The sequence below is a fragment of the Phormidesmis sp. 146-33 genome (assembly GCF_052939515.1).
In genome coordinates this window covers 33,177-47,161 of sequence record NZ_JBJPHU010000021.1, presented here as the reverse complement: position 1 = coordinate 47,161, position 13,985 = coordinate 33,177, and the positions used below count along the sequence as shown (strand labels likewise).

Annotated in this window: 19 protein-coding genes; 8 read left to right on the top strand and 11 right to left on the bottom strand. The window is 47.3% G+C overall.

The window, feature by feature from the left end:
* Nucleotides 1–58 precede the first annotated feature (58 nt).
* The 3 genes from ACJ2PR_RS10965 to ACJ2PR_RS10955 form a co-directional block, all read right to left on the bottom strand.
* Nucleotides 59–466 (bottom strand): acyl-CoA thioesterase, encoded by a 408-nt coding sequence (locus tag ACJ2PR_RS10965; RefSeq protein ID WP_446877030.1) that lies wholly within the window; start codon nucleotides 464–466, stop codon nucleotides 59–61.
* 329 nt (nucleotides 467–795) lie between these two features.
* Nucleotides 796–1,830, bottom strand: a complete 1,035-nt coding sequence (locus ACJ2PR_RS10960; RefSeq protein ID WP_446877029.1) for a threo-3-hydroxy-L-aspartate ammonia-lyase — start codon at nucleotides 1,828–1,830, stop codon at nucleotides 796–798.
* Nucleotides 1,831–1,879: 49 nt separating this feature from the next.
* The gene (locus ACJ2PR_RS10955; protein ID WP_446877028.1) at nucleotides 1,880–2,185 is read right to left on the bottom strand and encodes a small RNA NsiR4-regulated ssr1528 family protein; all 306 of its coding nucleotides are present in this window, start codon (nucleotides 2,183–2,185) and stop codon (nucleotides 1,880–1,882) included.
* 127 nt (nucleotides 2,186–2,312) lie between these two features.
* Here ACJ2PR_RS10955 and ACJ2PR_RS10950 point away from each other — a divergent pair, with 127 nt between their 5' ends.
* The 5 genes from ACJ2PR_RS10950 (at nucleotide 2,313) to ACJ2PR_RS10930 (ending at nucleotide 4,673) form a co-directional block, all read left to right on the top strand.
* A complete protein-coding gene (locus tag ACJ2PR_RS10950) occupies nucleotides 2,313–3,047 on the top strand; it encodes a hypothetical protein (protein ID WP_446877027.1) in 735 nt (244 codons plus the stop codon).
* A gap of 61 nt (nucleotides 3,048–3,108) precedes the next feature.
* A complete protein-coding gene (locus tag ACJ2PR_RS10945) occupies nucleotides 3,109–3,540 on the top strand; it encodes a retroviral-like aspartic protease family protein (protein ID WP_446877026.1) in 432 nt (143 codons plus the stop codon).
* Nucleotides 3,541–3,593: 53 nt separating this feature from the next.
* The gene (locus ACJ2PR_RS10940; protein WP_446877025.1) at nucleotides 3,594–3,719 is read left to right on the top strand and encodes a hypothetical protein; all 126 of its coding nucleotides are present in this window, start codon (nucleotides 3,594–3,596) and stop codon (nucleotides 3,717–3,719) included.
* 85 nt (nucleotides 3,720–3,804) lie between these two features.
* Nucleotides 3,805–4,059, top strand: a complete 255-nt coding sequence (locus tag ACJ2PR_RS10935) for a choice-of-anchor W domain-containing protein (RefSeq protein ID WP_446877024.1) — start codon at nucleotides 3,805–3,807, stop codon at nucleotides 4,057–4,059.
* 125 nt (nucleotides 4,060–4,184) lie between these two features.
* Nucleotides 4,185–4,673, top strand: coding sequence for a choice-of-anchor W domain-containing protein (locus tag ACJ2PR_RS10930; RefSeq protein WP_446877023.1), 489 nt, complete (start codon nucleotides 4,185–4,187; stop codon nucleotides 4,671–4,673).
* Here ACJ2PR_RS10930 and ACJ2PR_RS10925 read toward each other — a convergent pair.
* Nucleotides 4,670–4,837 carry a hypothetical protein gene (locus tag ACJ2PR_RS10925; protein WP_446877022.1) on the bottom strand — a complete coding sequence of 56 codons (168 nt, stop codon included), beginning with the start codon at nucleotides 4,835–4,837 and terminating at the stop codon, nucleotides 4,670–4,672. The genes ACJ2PR_RS10930 and ACJ2PR_RS10925 overlap by 4 nt on opposite strands.
* 325 nt (nucleotides 4,838–5,162) lie before the next feature.
* Between ACJ2PR_RS10925 and ACJ2PR_RS10920 the strand changes: the two genes are divergently transcribed.
* Complete coding sequence (locus tag ACJ2PR_RS10920; RefSeq protein WP_446877056.1) at nucleotides 5,163–5,423, top strand: DUF3037 domain-containing protein; 261 nt, start codon at nucleotides 5,163–5,165, stop codon at nucleotides 5,421–5,423.
* On the opposite strand, the gene ACJ2PR_RS10915 is transcribed toward ACJ2PR_RS10920, so the two are convergent.
* The 3 genes from ACJ2PR_RS10915 to ACJ2PR_RS10905 all read right to left on the bottom strand — a co-directional run bounded on the left by ACJ2PR_RS10915 (nucleotide 5,403) and on the right by ACJ2PR_RS10905 (nucleotide 8,513).
* Nucleotides 5,403–6,440 carry a DUF1611 domain-containing protein gene (locus ACJ2PR_RS10915; protein WP_446865894.1) on the bottom strand — a complete coding sequence of 346 codons (1,038 nt, stop codon included), beginning with the start codon at nucleotides 6,438–6,440 and terminating at the stop codon, nucleotides 5,403–5,405. The two genes, ACJ2PR_RS10920 and ACJ2PR_RS10915, sit on opposite strands and share 21 nt — an antisense overlap.
* A gap of 180 nt (nucleotides 6,441–6,620) precedes the next feature.
* The gene (locus ACJ2PR_RS10910) at nucleotides 6,621–7,811 is read right to left on the bottom strand and encodes an RNA-guided endonuclease InsQ/TnpB family protein (protein ID WP_446877021.1); all 1,191 of its coding nucleotides are present in this window, start codon (nucleotides 7,809–7,811) and stop codon (nucleotides 6,621–6,623) included.
* A 129-nt stretch (nucleotides 7,812–7,940) separates the two neighbouring features.
* Complete coding sequence (locus tag ACJ2PR_RS10905) at nucleotides 7,941–8,513, bottom strand: Uma2 family endonuclease (protein WP_446877055.1); 573 nt, start codon at nucleotides 8,511–8,513, stop codon at nucleotides 7,941–7,943.
* A gap of 195 nt (nucleotides 8,514–8,708) precedes the next feature.
* On the opposite strand from ACJ2PR_RS10905, the gene ACJ2PR_RS10900 reads away from it, so the two are divergent.
* Nucleotides 8,709–10,187: a WD40 repeat domain-containing protein gene (locus tag ACJ2PR_RS10900; RefSeq protein WP_446877020.1), complete on the top strand. Its 1,479-nt coding sequence runs from the start codon at nucleotides 8,709–8,711 to the stop codon at nucleotides 10,185–10,187.
* 69 nt (nucleotides 10,188–10,256) lie between these two features.
* Here the strand turns inward: ACJ2PR_RS10900 and ACJ2PR_RS10895 are convergent, their stop codons facing one another.
* Both ACJ2PR_RS10895 and ACJ2PR_RS10890 read right to left on the bottom strand, forming a co-directional pair.
* Entirely contained in the window at nucleotides 10,257–11,351 is a 1,095-nt protein-coding gene (locus ACJ2PR_RS10895; RefSeq protein WP_446877019.1) for a dipeptide epimerase, read from the bottom strand.
* Nucleotides 11,317–11,724 carry a VOC family protein gene (locus tag ACJ2PR_RS10890; protein WP_446877018.1) on the bottom strand — a complete coding sequence of 136 codons (408 nt, stop codon included), beginning with the start codon at nucleotides 11,722–11,724 and terminating at the stop codon, nucleotides 11,317–11,319. Before ACJ2PR_RS10890 ends, ACJ2PR_RS10895 begins: the two co-directional genes overlap by 35 nt.
* A gap of 249 nt (nucleotides 11,725–11,973) precedes the next feature.
* Between ACJ2PR_RS10890 and ACJ2PR_RS10885 the strand changes: the two genes are divergently transcribed.
* A complete protein-coding gene (locus tag ACJ2PR_RS10885) occupies nucleotides 11,974–12,576 on the top strand; it encodes a Uma2 family endonuclease (RefSeq protein WP_446859394.1) in 603 nt (200 codons plus the stop codon).
* A gap of 196 nt (nucleotides 12,577–12,772) precedes the next feature.
* On the opposite strand, the gene ACJ2PR_RS10880 is transcribed toward ACJ2PR_RS10885, so the two are convergent.
* Both ACJ2PR_RS10880 and ACJ2PR_RS10875 read right to left on the bottom strand, forming a co-directional pair.
* A complete protein-coding gene (locus ACJ2PR_RS10880; RefSeq protein WP_446877017.1) occupies nucleotides 12,773–13,501 on the bottom strand; it encodes a Bax inhibitor-1/YccA family protein in 729 nt (242 codons plus the stop codon).
* Between the two features lie 252 nt (nucleotides 13,502–13,753).
* Nucleotides 13,754–13,957, bottom strand: a complete 204-nt coding sequence (locus tag ACJ2PR_RS10875; RefSeq protein WP_446877016.1) for a hypothetical protein — start codon at nucleotides 13,955–13,957, stop codon at nucleotides 13,754–13,756.
* Nucleotides 13,958–13,985 lie beyond the last annotated feature (28 nt).

The window sequence follows — 13,985 nt, the reverse complement described above, 5'->3', positions numbered from 1 at the left end:
GCCCAATCTGATAGAGAAATTAGCAAAACTTGTGACTCCGCAACATCCAGGCTGTGATTTAGGGAGAAACTATGCCAAATGCAGTCAAAAAATCTTTGGGAATCGGTCGAGGGCGCATTGTTTCATCGACCCAAACCCATAGCGCTTTTGCCGTGACTAACAACATTTCTTCACCCTGTCTCCGAATCTCATAGTGGCGTGTGGCGCGAGTGCCCTTCATCGTTTCTAGCCAAGTTTTGATTTCTAAATTGTCACCTGCGATCGCCGAACTCAAATATTCAATCTCAACTCGCCGCAGCACAAAAACGCCACCCAGTTCTCTGTATCGTTCTAGCGAAAAGCCCAGATGTTCAGAATGCTCGATCGCCGCCTGTTCTAAATAATGTTGATAAACTGCATTATTAACATGTCCTAAAGCATCCATTTCATAATGTCGAACTCGAAGCTGTGTAATAAAAGTCTGCATAAGAAAAGTGATATCAATTCAATAAAGTTTTTCGCTTCATTGTTTAGCGCTACTGCCCCCCAACCCCCCAAAATTGGGGTAGGGTTGATTTATTCTAGGGAGAGAAAAGCGAACAGCCGATTCCCTCATTAGTTGCTAAGAACCATCCAAATGAAAGAATCAGGGTTTTGGGTTTCCTTGATTTTCCCTTAATCAGAATGAATCAGCCCTACCAAAATTGGGGGACTTTAAGACAAGAATTCCAGTTCAAAGTCCCTCACTTGTGGGGGATTTAGGGGGCGTTCCCGAATTTGCAGTCGGAGCGAAGTATTTCGTCGAATTCACGTTAATTAACTCAACTCTTGGGCCAGAGGCAGTCGAGGCGTACGTTTGGTTTTGGAATTTGTTTTAGAGAAGAGTTTGCTGGCTTCCTTGAGATCAACATTGCCGCCACTGATAATCACGCCAATCCGCGCATCAGGAACCGAAATAATGCCTTCGAGTAAAGCAGTCGCGGCCAAGGCTCCAGTTGGCTCTACCACAAGTTTCATCCGCTCCCACAAAAAGAACATCGATCGCACGATCGCCGCCTCTGAAACCGTCACCATATCCTGCACATAATGCAAAATCAAAGGGAAGGTCAGATTTCCCAAACTGGTAGAACGGGCCCCATCCGCGATCGTCGTCGGATTCTCAACCGTTTGCAGCGTGCGACTATAGAACGATCGCATAGCATCGTCAGCTTTTTTGGGTTCAACTCCGATCACCTGACAGTGAGGAGACAGCGTGTGAGCAGCGATCGCGCATCCCGAAATCAGCCCACCTCCGCCACAGCAGACCAGCAAAATATCCAATTCTCCGACTTCTTGAATCAACTCTTGAGCCACTGTCCCCTGTCCCGCAATCACGGGCGCATAGTCAAATGGGGGAATCAGGGTTGAGCCTTGTTCAGCAGCAATTCTCTGCGTCACTTCTTCGCGTTTTTGAGTGGTGCGATTGTAGAAAATAATATCGGCTCCATACCCACGGGTCGCAGCTTGCTTAACCGCAGGCGCATCATCGGGCATGACGATCGTGACGGGAATCTGCAAAATTTGTCCCGCCAGAGCCAACGCCTGAGCATGATTACCCGAAGAAAAGGCCAGAACGCCCCGATTTTTCTGTTCGTCAGACAACAGCGACAGCGCGTTAAAGGCTCCCCGAAATTTGAAAGAGCCAGTCCGCTGAAAGTTTTCGCACTTAAAGAAGACCTGACTGCGCGTGCGATCGTTCACCGTCGTCGAAGTCAAAACGGGAGTCCGATGAGCCGTTCCCAACAGTCGGTTGGCGGCAGCTTCGATGTCAGAGTGAGCGATCGCGGGCAAAGACAAGGATTGATCAGTCATAGGATATGGCGGTTCAAACCGCGCCTACAGGTCGTTGATTTCCCGCCCTTTATTTTCCGCCGTAATAGAAGGCGACTTCTTTCTCTTTGAGAGGGGCAAAGTCGGCTGCGGTGAGCATTTGGTTGAGTTCGTCTTGGGGAATGTGCTTTGCGCCAATTCGGACGATTCTAGAGCGCATTGTATTAGAAACACCGCTCCGCTGACGACCCGCTTCTAGCCCCATGACTTTGGTATAAAGGTCAAGCTTGGAGGTCGGAATAGGCGAACCGTCGAAATCAATGCCCTGAGCGATCGCAACATCGATCGCATCTGCGCCCGTCGTGGACTGCATCTCTGAATTTGTTTCGGGTGACATGTGAAGAGTGATCAAAACTTACAAAGGTATCTTACCAAGCAATGCACACTCCACTCATTTGAGAAAGCAGCGATTCAAGAGTCGCAACAGATACACTGCTAGTAAGAGTTTGGATTGCCCTTTTCCCATGTTCAAAGTTATTACACCTGGATTTTCTCAAACCTACGATCGCTGGACAGATGCTCTCGAAGCAGGCAAATTGTTAATTCCAAAATGCAAGTGGTTTAGCGATATCCGCATTCTGGAAAATGGAGAATTGGTCTGGGTATACAGTCGATCGCATAAATTTCCTCAGTTTGTCGGGCCGGGAACCTACGATCGTTTGGCAGAAAAGTTCTTAATTGAAACCAGCGAGATAGAAATTGACTCAAATCAAGAACACGCTCAATCAGGAGACACACTGGTTCAACAACTTCAATCAACAGAGACGGGAGCAGTCTACACACAGGTCACAATCACAAATTCTGCTGATCAAGAAATGATCAAGCGTGGAGTGCTTGCCCCACAACAGCTTCGCCAATATCAGGGACGGGCATTGGTCGATACGGAAGTCGTCAGGTTAGTTATTCCTCAAACGGTGGCAGAGCAGTTGGGTTTACGAATTCGCGGTCAGCAGCTTGCTCGATTTGCCGACGGATCTGAAGAACTGGTAGGCGTTACAGAAGGCATCATGATTGACTGTGAAGGACGCAATACGACTGATGAAGCACTCGTGGTTGGTGATGAAATCTTGATCGGCCAAGTAATTTTAGAAAAGTTAGATCTCCTGCCAGATTACAAAAATCAATGCTTAATTCCTAATCCTGTTAATCCTGATTATCCGGTGGCGATTATCAAGCGATCGTCTCCCTCCAAACAATAGAAAGACAACCAGTTTGGTAGAAACAGGATGCAATTAGGAACTCTCTACAGAGGAGAAAACAATGGTTAAATCAACAGATATGGGAGCAGTTCATACTCAAGTTACGCTAACCAATGCAGTCGATCAGGGGATGGTGAATCGTGGAGTACTTGCCCCTCGCCATCTTCGTCAACATGAAGGACGGGCACTCGTGGACACAGGAGCCGTCATGCTGGTGATTCCCGCAGAAATTGCAAGGCAGCTTGGACTAGAAATTCGAGGACAACAACTTGCCAAATTTGCCAATGGTGCTGAAGAGCTAGTTGGCATTACAGAAGGCATCATTGTTAAATGCGAAGGACGCAGCACGACTGATGAAGCGCTTGTAGTGGGCGATGAAATTCTCATTGGTCAAGTGATTCTAGAGAAGTTGGATCTCTTGCCAGATTGCAAAAATCAACGCTTGATTCCTAATCCTGCTAATCCTGATTATCCGGTGGCGATTATTAAGTAGCGATTTGCTCCACCAATCAAGCCACATCTTAAACGTCACTTTCATAAACATCAGTGCATTTATGGAACTGGTTACCCGATCCTCTAGTCAACAAAGAATGTCTGAACGTTTTACAAGTCGCGGTCGGGCTGTTGCCAACTCGTTTGTATGTTCGCAAAGCCAATGCGAAAGGAACGTGAAGATTTTCTAGATTAGCCTGAAAACTAAAAATATCGAGGCAAATTAAAACTACATCGTTTGTCATATCTGATACTAAATACATCCATGATCAAACCCCACCAGTTACTCGTTGCGCTTGTATTGTCTACAGCAGGTTTAGCTGCCAATTCTCTAAACGCCAAAGCTGCGACGGTCGTTCCCCAAACCACGTTGACCGATACAGGGTTTGAGCAGCTCATTACCACAGGCAAATTTACAGAATCCTTTGTGGCTCAAAGTCGCATCGGCAATAATGCCACCAACGGCACTCAAGAAATCGATCTCCTAAACCCTAAAAACAATCTAGGGTCTACCGGGTGAGTTATGCTAGTCAAGCACTAAATTTAGGAAGAGCTAACGCATTTGAGGAGCTTTGAGAATTCTTAACCCCTACAGACTGTTTATGGTGAACGTATGCATAATGATTCCGATAGACCCACAATCTATTGCCCGTCGATCAAAAACAACGTCAGTGGACAAGTGGGCAAGCGGTTGATTTCTCTTTGGAGTATGACGGCTCTTTGGTGAAATACATCGTCGGCAATCAAACTATCAGCAGTAATGTATTTAGTGGAGCTGTGAGCGATATCTTCTTCCGCACTCGTGCTGCCGCTAACAGCAGTATGTTATTGAGCAATCTAGTTTTCAGCGATGCCAAGTCCACAAATCTAGCAATCACGAATGTGCTGTCGTCTGGTTCTATCTCCAGCGATGTTGATTATCTGCAATTAAGCAAGATATCGGGCGCATTCAAGCTAACTGGTAAATCGACGATGACCTGGGCAGGAAACAGACCCAACAATTCTGCGCTGGCCTATCAGCTTAAAGTGGGCACCACTCCCATCCAAAAGAAAGTCCCCGAACCGGGAACGATCGCCGCCCTCATGCTCATAGGGTTAGCGATCGCAGGCAGCAAGAAAGCCAAAGCGGCCTAAAGACAGTCGCGATCGACGCGATCAATCTGCACATCAAACATTACAACAAAGGTGCCGTCGGGAATCTGTTGCCGTAAAAAGTACATATGACCGTCGGCATCGGCGCGTTTATGAAAGCGATCGACCACCACTCGCTGCATTCTCGGTAATACAGCACTTTGCAAATAGATGAAGTACAAAAATAAGTGATTAAAACTCCCGGAGGATCGGGCTTCTTATCAATTTAACTGTGCTTCACTAACTAGAAATCTGCTGTAAGCGAACGATCGCCCAACACTTCAATCACTCCCGATAGGTCACAGAAATCTCTGACGCAAAATCACTACGATCGGCGTTGTATGTCATGATTTACTTACCTAAAGTTTGCAGCCGTGCAGTTGCAGACTCTTGGCGGGGCGTGTAACTGCACTTCAGTTTTCTAATAGCCGTAATTGTTTGCTGTGCGCCTCGAAAGTTTCTCAAAGCCCAGATCGAATTAGATGAACAGCGATTGAGTGCGATCATCCCCATATAGATCTTGAAACCATTCGTGACCATCTGGCGGTAATTCCTCTGATTTGTGCGGGAGGGTTGCCAGCGGGTGCGATCGGGCAACTGCCTTTGAGAGGGCGTTTTTATTGGCTGGTAGCGCCTCGAAGTACCATCATTCAGACTTCACGGGTGCATACTGGACTTTGCCAAGATCTGCCTGCCGTTCTTGACCGTCTCCTGGATGCAATGGTGCGCCCGTCACACGACTGCATTCAATAACACATCGGCACCATCGCGAACGGGATCAGTGCAGGGCAGTCCGGTTTGTTGTTGAGTTTGAGCGATCGCGTCCCTCGCGGCTGCTTCATCCAAATGGGCTGTATTCAATGCAATGCCTGCAACTTTTGTCGGTGCAAACGATCCACCTGCGGCTGCCACCGTTTCATAGAGGTGAATTACAGTTTCAAGCGGTGGAATGGCAAAATCAGGAAAGGTGCGAATGTGAGTTTGTCCGGCTCGATGCACCAAAATCAAATGGGTCGCCTGACTGCCTCGAATTAGCGGTAACGTTGCGGTTGAAGCCGGACTGAGTAGAGAACCCTGTCCTTCAATGTGCAAAATGTCTGCCTGATTGCCATGACGCATCACCAACTGTTCGACTGCTCCAGACGCAAAATCCACCCGAATTGCATCTAACGGAATGCCATCGCCCGCGATCATAATGCCAGCCTGACCTGTGCCCAAAAAGCGCGATCGCAGCCCTCGTTTTTGAGAAGCCCGATGTAATTCTAAACTCGTCGCCATTTTGCCAACGCCCATATCCGTCCCCACGGTAAGAACTCTGAGGCAGGGAAGCGATCGCGCCACTCCACTTCCTACTTTTAACCCCGATGGCTCTTGCCGAATGTCCCAAATCCACTGCCCTGGTTGTAATTGATTTTGCAGTTCAGGAATTGCCGACATTCGCGTATGCAAACCGTTCATAATCGACATGCCAGCCGCGATCGCTTCCTTCAGTTCCGAGAGCCAAGCATCGGGCAACCGTCCGCCAGACGGCGCGATACCAATGGCTAATACCGTCGGTTGATAGGCTAGTGCATCTAAAACAGAGGCTACGATCGGCGCATCACAGGGAATATTCGTAAGCGATTGCAACGATTCTCCTGCACAGTCTGCATCAATGACAGCGGCGATCGTGTCTGGCCGATAGCGAATTAGAGCCAGTCCCGTTTTTCCCTGAGTTCCCCGAATGCCTTCATGGAGAAGAACTGCAACCCGATCGATGTCCGTCAGCATAAACTAAACTTGGTCAGGATCAATACCTAATTCTCTCAGACGAGTGGCAAGGCGATCGGCCCGTTGACGTTCTTCTTCGGCTTGCTGTTGAGCGACGTGGGCTAACTCCTCAGCTAACAAAACCAGATTGCCTTGTGAGTCTTGACACTCCCCGGCGTGAACGCACGGGGATTCTTTAATCTACGAGCCAACTTGCTCAAGCAGGATTGCTCCAGCCAAAGTAGAGGTCGATTCTCCTAAAGCGTTGCTTGGTTCAAGACCAAAGGTTCCGGTATGCCCTACCGTACCCAACCCCCGGCTGAGGATGTTTCTCGCTGCATTGTGGTCTCTATCCAACACACACCCACACCGACAAACATGAGTGCGCGTACTCAAAGCTTTCCTGACCACTTCACCGCAGCGAGAGCATTCTTGGCTGGTGTATTGAGGATTCACGGCTATCGTGATTCGTCCAAACACCTTTCCAAAGTATTCAATCCAGACTCGGAACTGATACCAAGATGCGTCGTTAATCGACTTGGCAAGACAATGATTCTTCACCATATTTTTGATTCTCAAATCTTCGTAGGCGACTACATCGTTAGATGTGATGACGCACCGCGCCAGCTTAATGGCATGGTCTTTACGCTGCCGACTTATTTTGAGATGGCGCTTACCTAAAACCTGTCTTGCTTTCCGCCTGTTGTTTGACCCCTTCACCCTGCGAGAAACACGTTTTTGGGAACGCTTGAGAACTCTTTCACCTTTACGGAGAAAGGTCGGATTCTCAATCCTTACGCCCTCTGAGTCAGTGTAGTACTCTTTCAAGCCCACATCTAACCCGATAGTGTTTCCCGATGGCTCTAGCATCTCTGAACGATTCACATCTACGCAGAACTGAACGTATACGCCATCTGCCCGTTTTACCAATCTCACCCGTTTAATTTGGTCAGGTTGATAGAAATGCAAATCGCGGGTTCCTTTCAGTTTCAAGCGCCCAATGTTCTTTTTGTCCGTGAACGTGATGAACTTCTTATCGTCTGCCAACTTCCATCCAGAGGTTTTGTACTCAACCGAGCGACAATCTTTTTGGAATTGCGGAAACCCTTTCTGACCGGGGATTCCTTTCTTGCAGTTTTCAAAGAACCGATTGATGGATGACCAGGCTCGTTCTGCACTGGCTTGCCGAGCCATGCTGTTAAGTTCATTTGCAAACGGGAAATTCTTTGCTAACACCGCGCAGTATTTTTGCAAATCGTTTTGTCCTGTCCCCTTAACATCCATCCACAGCCGAATACAGCTATTTCGGATGAATTGGGCAGTGCGAATTGCTTCGTCTACTGCTTTGAACTGGCTTGATTTCCCGTATGTTTTGAACTCTAAGACCAGCATCGTTTTGACCCACCCACGATATTCTTATATTAGCACAGTCAATATAAGATGTATAAGATGTGTTGAAAATCTCTTGGTCTGCTGCCTGAGAGATTGGCGCGATAGCGCCGTTGCTCTGCATCCCCGTCCTCAAGGAGCGGGGCTTTCCGCAAAATCTCGGTAAAGTCGCAACCAGGAACAGCCTCCCGTCGGAGGTTCTCGCCGAATACTCCCGTGCCAATTGCCCAACCAGAGTCCAAGTTTTTCAGACCAGAGCCATCCTTGAGAATTGGGAGTCAAAGGCTGATAACGCTGTGAAGCATCCAAATGCCAACCTTGTAGAGAGGTGGGGTCAAATGGATTGTAGACAAAGTAGTCTGCGGTGCGAAAGGTGCGTTCGTAGAGGTGTCTTTTCTCGTTGAGGTCGATGTTAGCAGTAGATGGGGACATGAATTCGACGATCACATCAGGGTAGCGTCCTTGTTCTTCCCAGGTAATCCAACTGCGCCGCTCTCGATCGCCATCCACCTCCAGAGCCACAAAGTAGTCGGGCCCTCGAAAGTCTCGATTCATGGCTTGGTTTTGGCTGTAGTAGACAAACATGTTGCCGCCTGCAAAGTAGTCTGTCCGGTGACTGAGGGCTTGTAGGGTTGAGTCAATCAACACATTCATGGCGATGCGGTGGCGGTTGCTTTCCAAGGGTTCTCCGTCGTCGTAAGGCAGATCGGTCGGCGGTGACGGAAATTCCCATTCTGGGTCAGGCTCAGGATCAGGCTCATAACCAGCTAGAAAGGGTTCTTGGGGGTTGAGCGGGTTGGTCAGGATGGGTCGAGTGACATAGCCGTTCTCCTGTGTGTCACAGTCTCTTTTTAGTATAAGAACTGGGTACGCTAAAGCAAATCTTAATTACAGGGCAAAATGTTAGTTCAACAAAAGATGAGAGTTGTTGTTGCAGCGTTATTTTTTGCGATCGCAACCCCTTACTCCGAACGTGGAACTGAGCAGGCTGTAGCGGCTAATGTAAAAGCAGAACTTGCACAACAATCACCCGTTTCTGATAAAGAAGAGTATGTGACTCGTTTATTTGATTTGTCTGGTAAAAAGCTCGCTGAGTTTGAAGGACGGATGTATCGCTTTAGTCCAGATGGGCGGCGACTGGTAACCGAATCAAGATTTGGGCTGGGGCGCTTTTTTTTGTTTGATCTATCTGGTAAAAAGCTGCTGCAACTTGAAGGAAGCACGCTAGAGTTTAGCCCAGACGGACAACGAATTGCTTTAGGCGGTAAAGATTATTTTCAGCTATACGATGCACTAGGGCGCAAACTGGCTCGACTACCAGGAAGAACTGCGTCATCGCCTATGTTCAGTCAAAATAGTCAACGAATTGTTACGCTTACAGATGATAGTGCCTATTTATTTGATGCTTCAGGTTGGCAAATGGCTCGAATGCAAGGGCTATTCCTTGACTTTGTTAGTGGGTTTGATGCGACTGGAGAACGACTAATTCTAAATCGATTAGATTCCACAACTTGTACTTTGTTTAACTCGTCGGGTCAGACGATCGCTCAATTGCCAAAAGCATGTGCGGGTGTTAGTCCCAAAGGACGAAGATTCTTCTCCTCAGTCGGAACTTTGGATGAGCCATCCCTTCACCTGTATGACTTTTCGGGTAAGAGAATGGCTCAACTATCCGGTTTTTTTGGCATCTTCGATCGCAGTGAACAATTCATTCTGACCACTGATTTTAGAGAAGACTCAAGCTACTTATACAATGCGACGGGCAAAAAGATTGCTCAACTGCAAGGAAGAAATGGAAGATTTAGTCCGACTGGTAAGCGGTTGGTGACCATTTTAGGCAATACAGTTTATCTATATGATGTGTCAGGAAAAGAACTTGCTCGCTTGCCAGGAAATTATGCTGCTTTCCTACCGCAGGGTGATAAATTTGTAACCTTTCTAACTGGAAAGAACAAACAACCCAACGATATTTCTGGTGGACAAAGCCGCTTGTTTGATGGCTCTGGTCGAGAACTTGCCAAAATGACTGGAGATCTTTCTCCGGCTGAGATGGTTTTATATGGGGCTGGTGGCACTCCACTCCCTTCGGAAGCGATCTACAGCAAATCTTTCTCATTCTCAAGCCCGGATGGACAACGTTTAATTACAAGTGATTCTCAAAAAAGCTATCTCTATAATTCATCCGGTAAACAAGTTGCTCAACTACCAGGACTTGCTCCAGAGTTTAATTCAACTGGTCAATTAAGTACTACTTCAAAAGAGAAGATCTACCTATTTAATCGCTCAGGTGTCAAGGCAATGGAAGTTCAGGGCGAGTTTAAAGTTTTTAGTCCTGATGGTCAGCACTTGGCGATCGTCGAAAAAAGGGAAAAGCCGTAACTTCCTCTTGAACGTTTTGAATGGATTATCAACTTGTAAGTTATCAACTTGTAAGCTTCTCAAAGTGCGTTAGCGGTTTCTCAGTTTTACGCCGATGCCAGGGAGATTAGTGGGGACGACGCGACCGTTTTGGAAGGTAGCCCCAATGAAGGGATCGTCTGATAAATTCAAATGACTGTCTAGGTCGAGGTGATCCGCTAACGGCGACAGGTGAGAGAACGCGGTGTTGAGTAACAAACTGTCAGAATAGCAGCCAAACATCACCTTAAAGCCAAAGGCTCTGGCCGCGTGAATCATGCGTAACGCTTCTGACAGACCGCCTGACTTCATGAGTTTGATATTGATGCCGTGAGCGCGATCGACCAACAACGGCAAATCCCGACTCGTCCAGCAGCTTTCGTCCACAAAGATCGGCAACGGGGACTGATAGTAAAGCTTGGCTAGATCAGCTTCTTGTCCTTTGGGTAACGGTTGCTCAATGTAAGTTACGCCTTGATCTGCCAGCCAAAATGCCATTTTGAGCGCGGTTTCTACTGTCCAGCCGCCATTGGCATCAATACTGATTTGCGAAATCTGAGGAGCCGCTTCTTTGACGGCCAGCAACATGGCGCGATCGGCTTCGATTCCTTCTGGACTGCCCAATTTCACTTTCAAGGCTTGAATTCCGAGAGATGGTTCGGCGACCCCTTGCGGGTAACTCGAAGAGATCGTGCCTTTGCCCAACCAATCTAATACTCGCTGTCTTGCCGCTTCTGGAGAACTGATGCCGACCGTCACTGAAGTCGGAACAATCTTCTCTCTTTCCAAGCCCCACAGTTGCCAGAGCGGGAGGTTGATGGCTTTGCCTACCCAATCATGTAGGGCGACATCGAGCGCGGCACAGGCGGCAGAGGGCAGGTGAGACTGCTGGGCTAGTTGGTCGATGCGGCTACGTTCGAGGGGATGCAAGGATTTAAGTAGGGGTGCGATCGCTTGGAGAGACCGCGCAATTTTCTCGGTGGTTTGGGGCTGTTCTCCGATCGAAAACGGCGACGCTTCTCCCCAGCCTTCGATGCCATCTTGCTCAATTCTAATCAGGACATTCGTGGTTTGGGCAGTGGTTCCGCGACTAATGGTGAGGGCAAACCGCTTATGAACGGTAAAGGTTTGGATCTGAATTTGCATTGTTAGAGAGTTCGATTAAATTGCCGTCAGGGTCACGCAGATAAATCGAGAGAAGTTTGCCCGTTGCGCCTGTTCGCTCAATCGGCTCTCCGAGAATGTCTACCTCGCACGATCGTACATGACGAATGATCTGCTGCATTGGGATTTGGGTGATGAAGCACAAATCAGCAGAACCGGAGGTTGGATGGAGTGCTTTTGGCTCAAATTCTTGACCAACCTGATGTAAATTGATTTTCTGACAACCGAACTTTAGGGCTTTACGATTCTGTCCAAATGTAATGACTTGCATTCCTAAAACTTTTGTATAAAATTCGCAAGTCACTTCAATATCTTGAACATTGAGAACTAAATGATCGAAGCGATCGACGTTCATAAAATTTTTGTATTACTTAATCACGGCAACTGGATAATCAAGATTCTTTGGATTGGGAATTAATCGCTGTTTTTTGCAATCTGCCAGCAAGTCTAGCTTCTCTAAAATCACTTGACCAATGAGAAGATTATCTTTAATAGATCGATAATGGCTTTAACCTAGCACTCTAGACTCAGAATCTTCTCAAATCAAGGGTTAGACCAGAAGCCGCTATAATCCAACTATCGAGGCGATTTTACGCTAAAGCTTATGAATCTCCCAATCACCAAAAGTCCGAGTCAGCCTACCGTCAAGCGTTTCACTGTAGACGAATATCATCGTTTGAGTGAGCTTGGTTTTTTTGCGGAGGGCGATCGCATCGAATTAATCCGAGGAGAACTGGTCTATATGGCAGCAAAAGGAACTTCTCATGAGGTCTGTTTGACCAAGCTGATTCGAGCCTTGCCTCAACTGCTGTCCGACCGTGCAACTGTAAGATGTCAGTCTCCTATTATTCTCTCTAACAGTGAGCCAGAACCCGACTTTACGATCGTTACAAATCGTTCTGATGACTATTTAGAGTCGCATCCAAAGCCAGAAGATGTATTGTGGTTGATTGAGCTTTCTGACGCTTCTCTGACGTATGACCAGGAGACAAAGCTAAATCTCTATGCAGAACACAATATTCAAGATTATTGGATTTTTAATCTACTCGAAAATGTTCTAGAAACCTATCGTGAGCCTTATCAAAAATCGCAGGGATTTGGTTATCGAGTTAAGCGGGTCTTGTTGCCAAATGAAGGGCTTACTCTTCCTTATTTCCCTGATCTAACGCTGGATTTGTCTAAAGCCTTTCCGACCAAACTCACTTGATCATCGCAACGGGGGAGTCAGGGCGACCTGGCACCAGACGTTGATCTTTGCAATCTGCCAGGAAATCTAATAATTCCGTGACTCCAAACAGAAGTATCCTAACTCTTCCTTCAGTATAGAAAGAAAGTAGAAAAGAAAAAGAGACGCAACGAATTACGCCTCTCTTACAGATGATTCAATGATTTGAGATCAAGAATTAGTCACGACCGTTAATCGCAATCAGCAATCGCAGAATGAACACAAACAGATTGATGTAAGTCAAATACATCGACAGCGCAGCAGGGAGATACTGTTCATCGGTGTAAGTGCGCGGCAGAATAAAAAAGTCAACCACCGCAGAACCGACAAATAACAGAACACCAATCGCTGAGATAGCTACTTCTAAGAATCCAGGAGTGTATATCCCAAAGACCGATAGAAGGAACTGACCCAACAGCACTACACACAGCGCGATGATGCCTAGCTGAATCGTTTTTGACAGCGCCATCCCGTCTTTTTCGGACAGATTGGAGCCGATCGGTTTTGCTGCAATAAACGTGACACCACAGCCCAAAGCCGCAAATCCTACTCCTGCAATCCCGACTCCCGAAGTTTGCAGTGCCAAAAAGACCAACCCACTCAGGGTATAGCCCGACAGCAAACTATAAGTTGCCAACAACGGCAGTGCAACGCTATTGTTTCCTTTTTGGGCAACGCTAGAAGCCACGAAAAACAAAATCAATTCGAGAATAACTGCCCCAATAAACGTGGGCATAAAAATCTGCGGATTGTTGGCAATGACTGTCAGACCGCCGTAAGTGCCCAACGCCGTGAGCATCAGACCGCCGCCCAACCAGGGAAGGGCATTGGCAATCACGTTAGGGCCGACGAGCGCCTGCCCCTTCGCATCGCGGATCGCTTGACGGAAATTACTGGTATTACTCATGTGCTTCCAGGTAAATAGAGTTTGTCATTCTTCTATTTTCCTCCGATTTTTGAGAATCGACCAAAAAGTATCAAGAAAATAAAGGATGTGAGCCTGTTACAGTAATGCTCGTTGCAGCAGCCACAATTGAACTGCTCACTTACATCTATTTTTTGCTGCCTTTGTCTAAATACACCTTATGGATATAGCTATCCTATTTGAGTTGTGAGAACTTGGTTATCAACATTGTTGCTGCCATAAGAAAATTTACCTTTAACCCGCGCCCCCAAACTTGTAGCCCAGCGACGCATTGATGCCATACCTCAGCCTAAAGTCAATTTCAACATTGATCGATCGCAGGGTGGTTTGCTTGAAAAATCTGGCGTTTCCACTGACTGCTCGATAGAAGCCCGATCGCCGTTGAGCAGATGTAGACGGGAGCGTTTCTAAACTTTGGGCAACCTGTGTCTGAGCCACGATTGGTTGAAGCGCGTCTTGAGTGTGC

Bases quoted from the DNA above. Each gene is read 5' to 3' on its own strand.
- ACJ2PR_RS10960 (WP_446877029.1), bottom strand. From the start codon at position 1,830: ATGACTGATCAATCCTTGTCTTTGCCCGCGATCGCTCACTCTGACATC.
- ACJ2PR_RS10895 (WP_446877019.1), bottom strand. From the start codon at position 11,351: ATGCAAATTCAGATCCAAACCTTTACCGTTCATAAGCGGTTTGCCCTC.
- ACJ2PR_RS10935 (WP_446877024.1), top strand. From the start codon at position 3,805: ATGATCAAACCCCACCAGTTACTCGTTGCGCTTGTATTGTCTACAGCA.
- ACJ2PR_RS10955 (WP_446877028.1), bottom strand. From the start codon at position 2,185: ATGTCACCCGAAACAAATTCAGAGATGCAGTCCACGACGGGCGCAGAT.
- ACJ2PR_RS10950 (WP_446877027.1), top strand. From the start codon at position 2,313: ATGTTCAAAGTTATTACACCTGGATTTTCTCAAACCTACGATCGCTGG.
- ACJ2PR_RS10885 (WP_446859394.1), top strand. From the start codon at position 11,974: ATGAATCTCCCAATCACCAAAAGTCCGAGTCAGCCTACCGTCAAGCGT.
- ACJ2PR_RS10945 (WP_446877026.1), top strand. From the start codon at position 3,109: ATGGTTAAATCAACAGATATGGGAGCAGTTCATACTCAAGTTACGCTA.
- ACJ2PR_RS10890 (WP_446877018.1), bottom strand. From the start codon at position 11,724: ATGAACGTCGATCGCTTCGATCATTTAGTTCTCAATGTTCAAGATATT.
- ACJ2PR_RS10900 (WP_446877020.1), top strand. From the start codon at position 8,709: ATGTTAGTTCAACAAAAGATGAGAGTTGTTGTTGCAGCGTTATTTTTT.
- ACJ2PR_RS10915 (WP_446865894.1), bottom strand. From the start codon at position 6,440: ATGCTGACGGACATCGATCGGGTTGCAGTTCTTCTCCATGAAGGCATT.
- ACJ2PR_RS10880 (WP_446877017.1), bottom strand. From the start codon at position 13,501: ATGAGTAATACCAGTAATTTCCGTCAAGCGATCCGCGATGCGAAGGGG.
- ACJ2PR_RS10965 (WP_446877030.1), bottom strand. From the start codon at position 466: ATGCAGACTTTTATTACACAGCTTCGAGTTCGACATTATGAAATGGAT.
- ACJ2PR_RS10910 (WP_446877021.1), bottom strand. From the start codon at position 7,811: ATGCTGGTCTTAGAGTTCAAAACATACGGGAAATCAAGCCAGTTCAAA.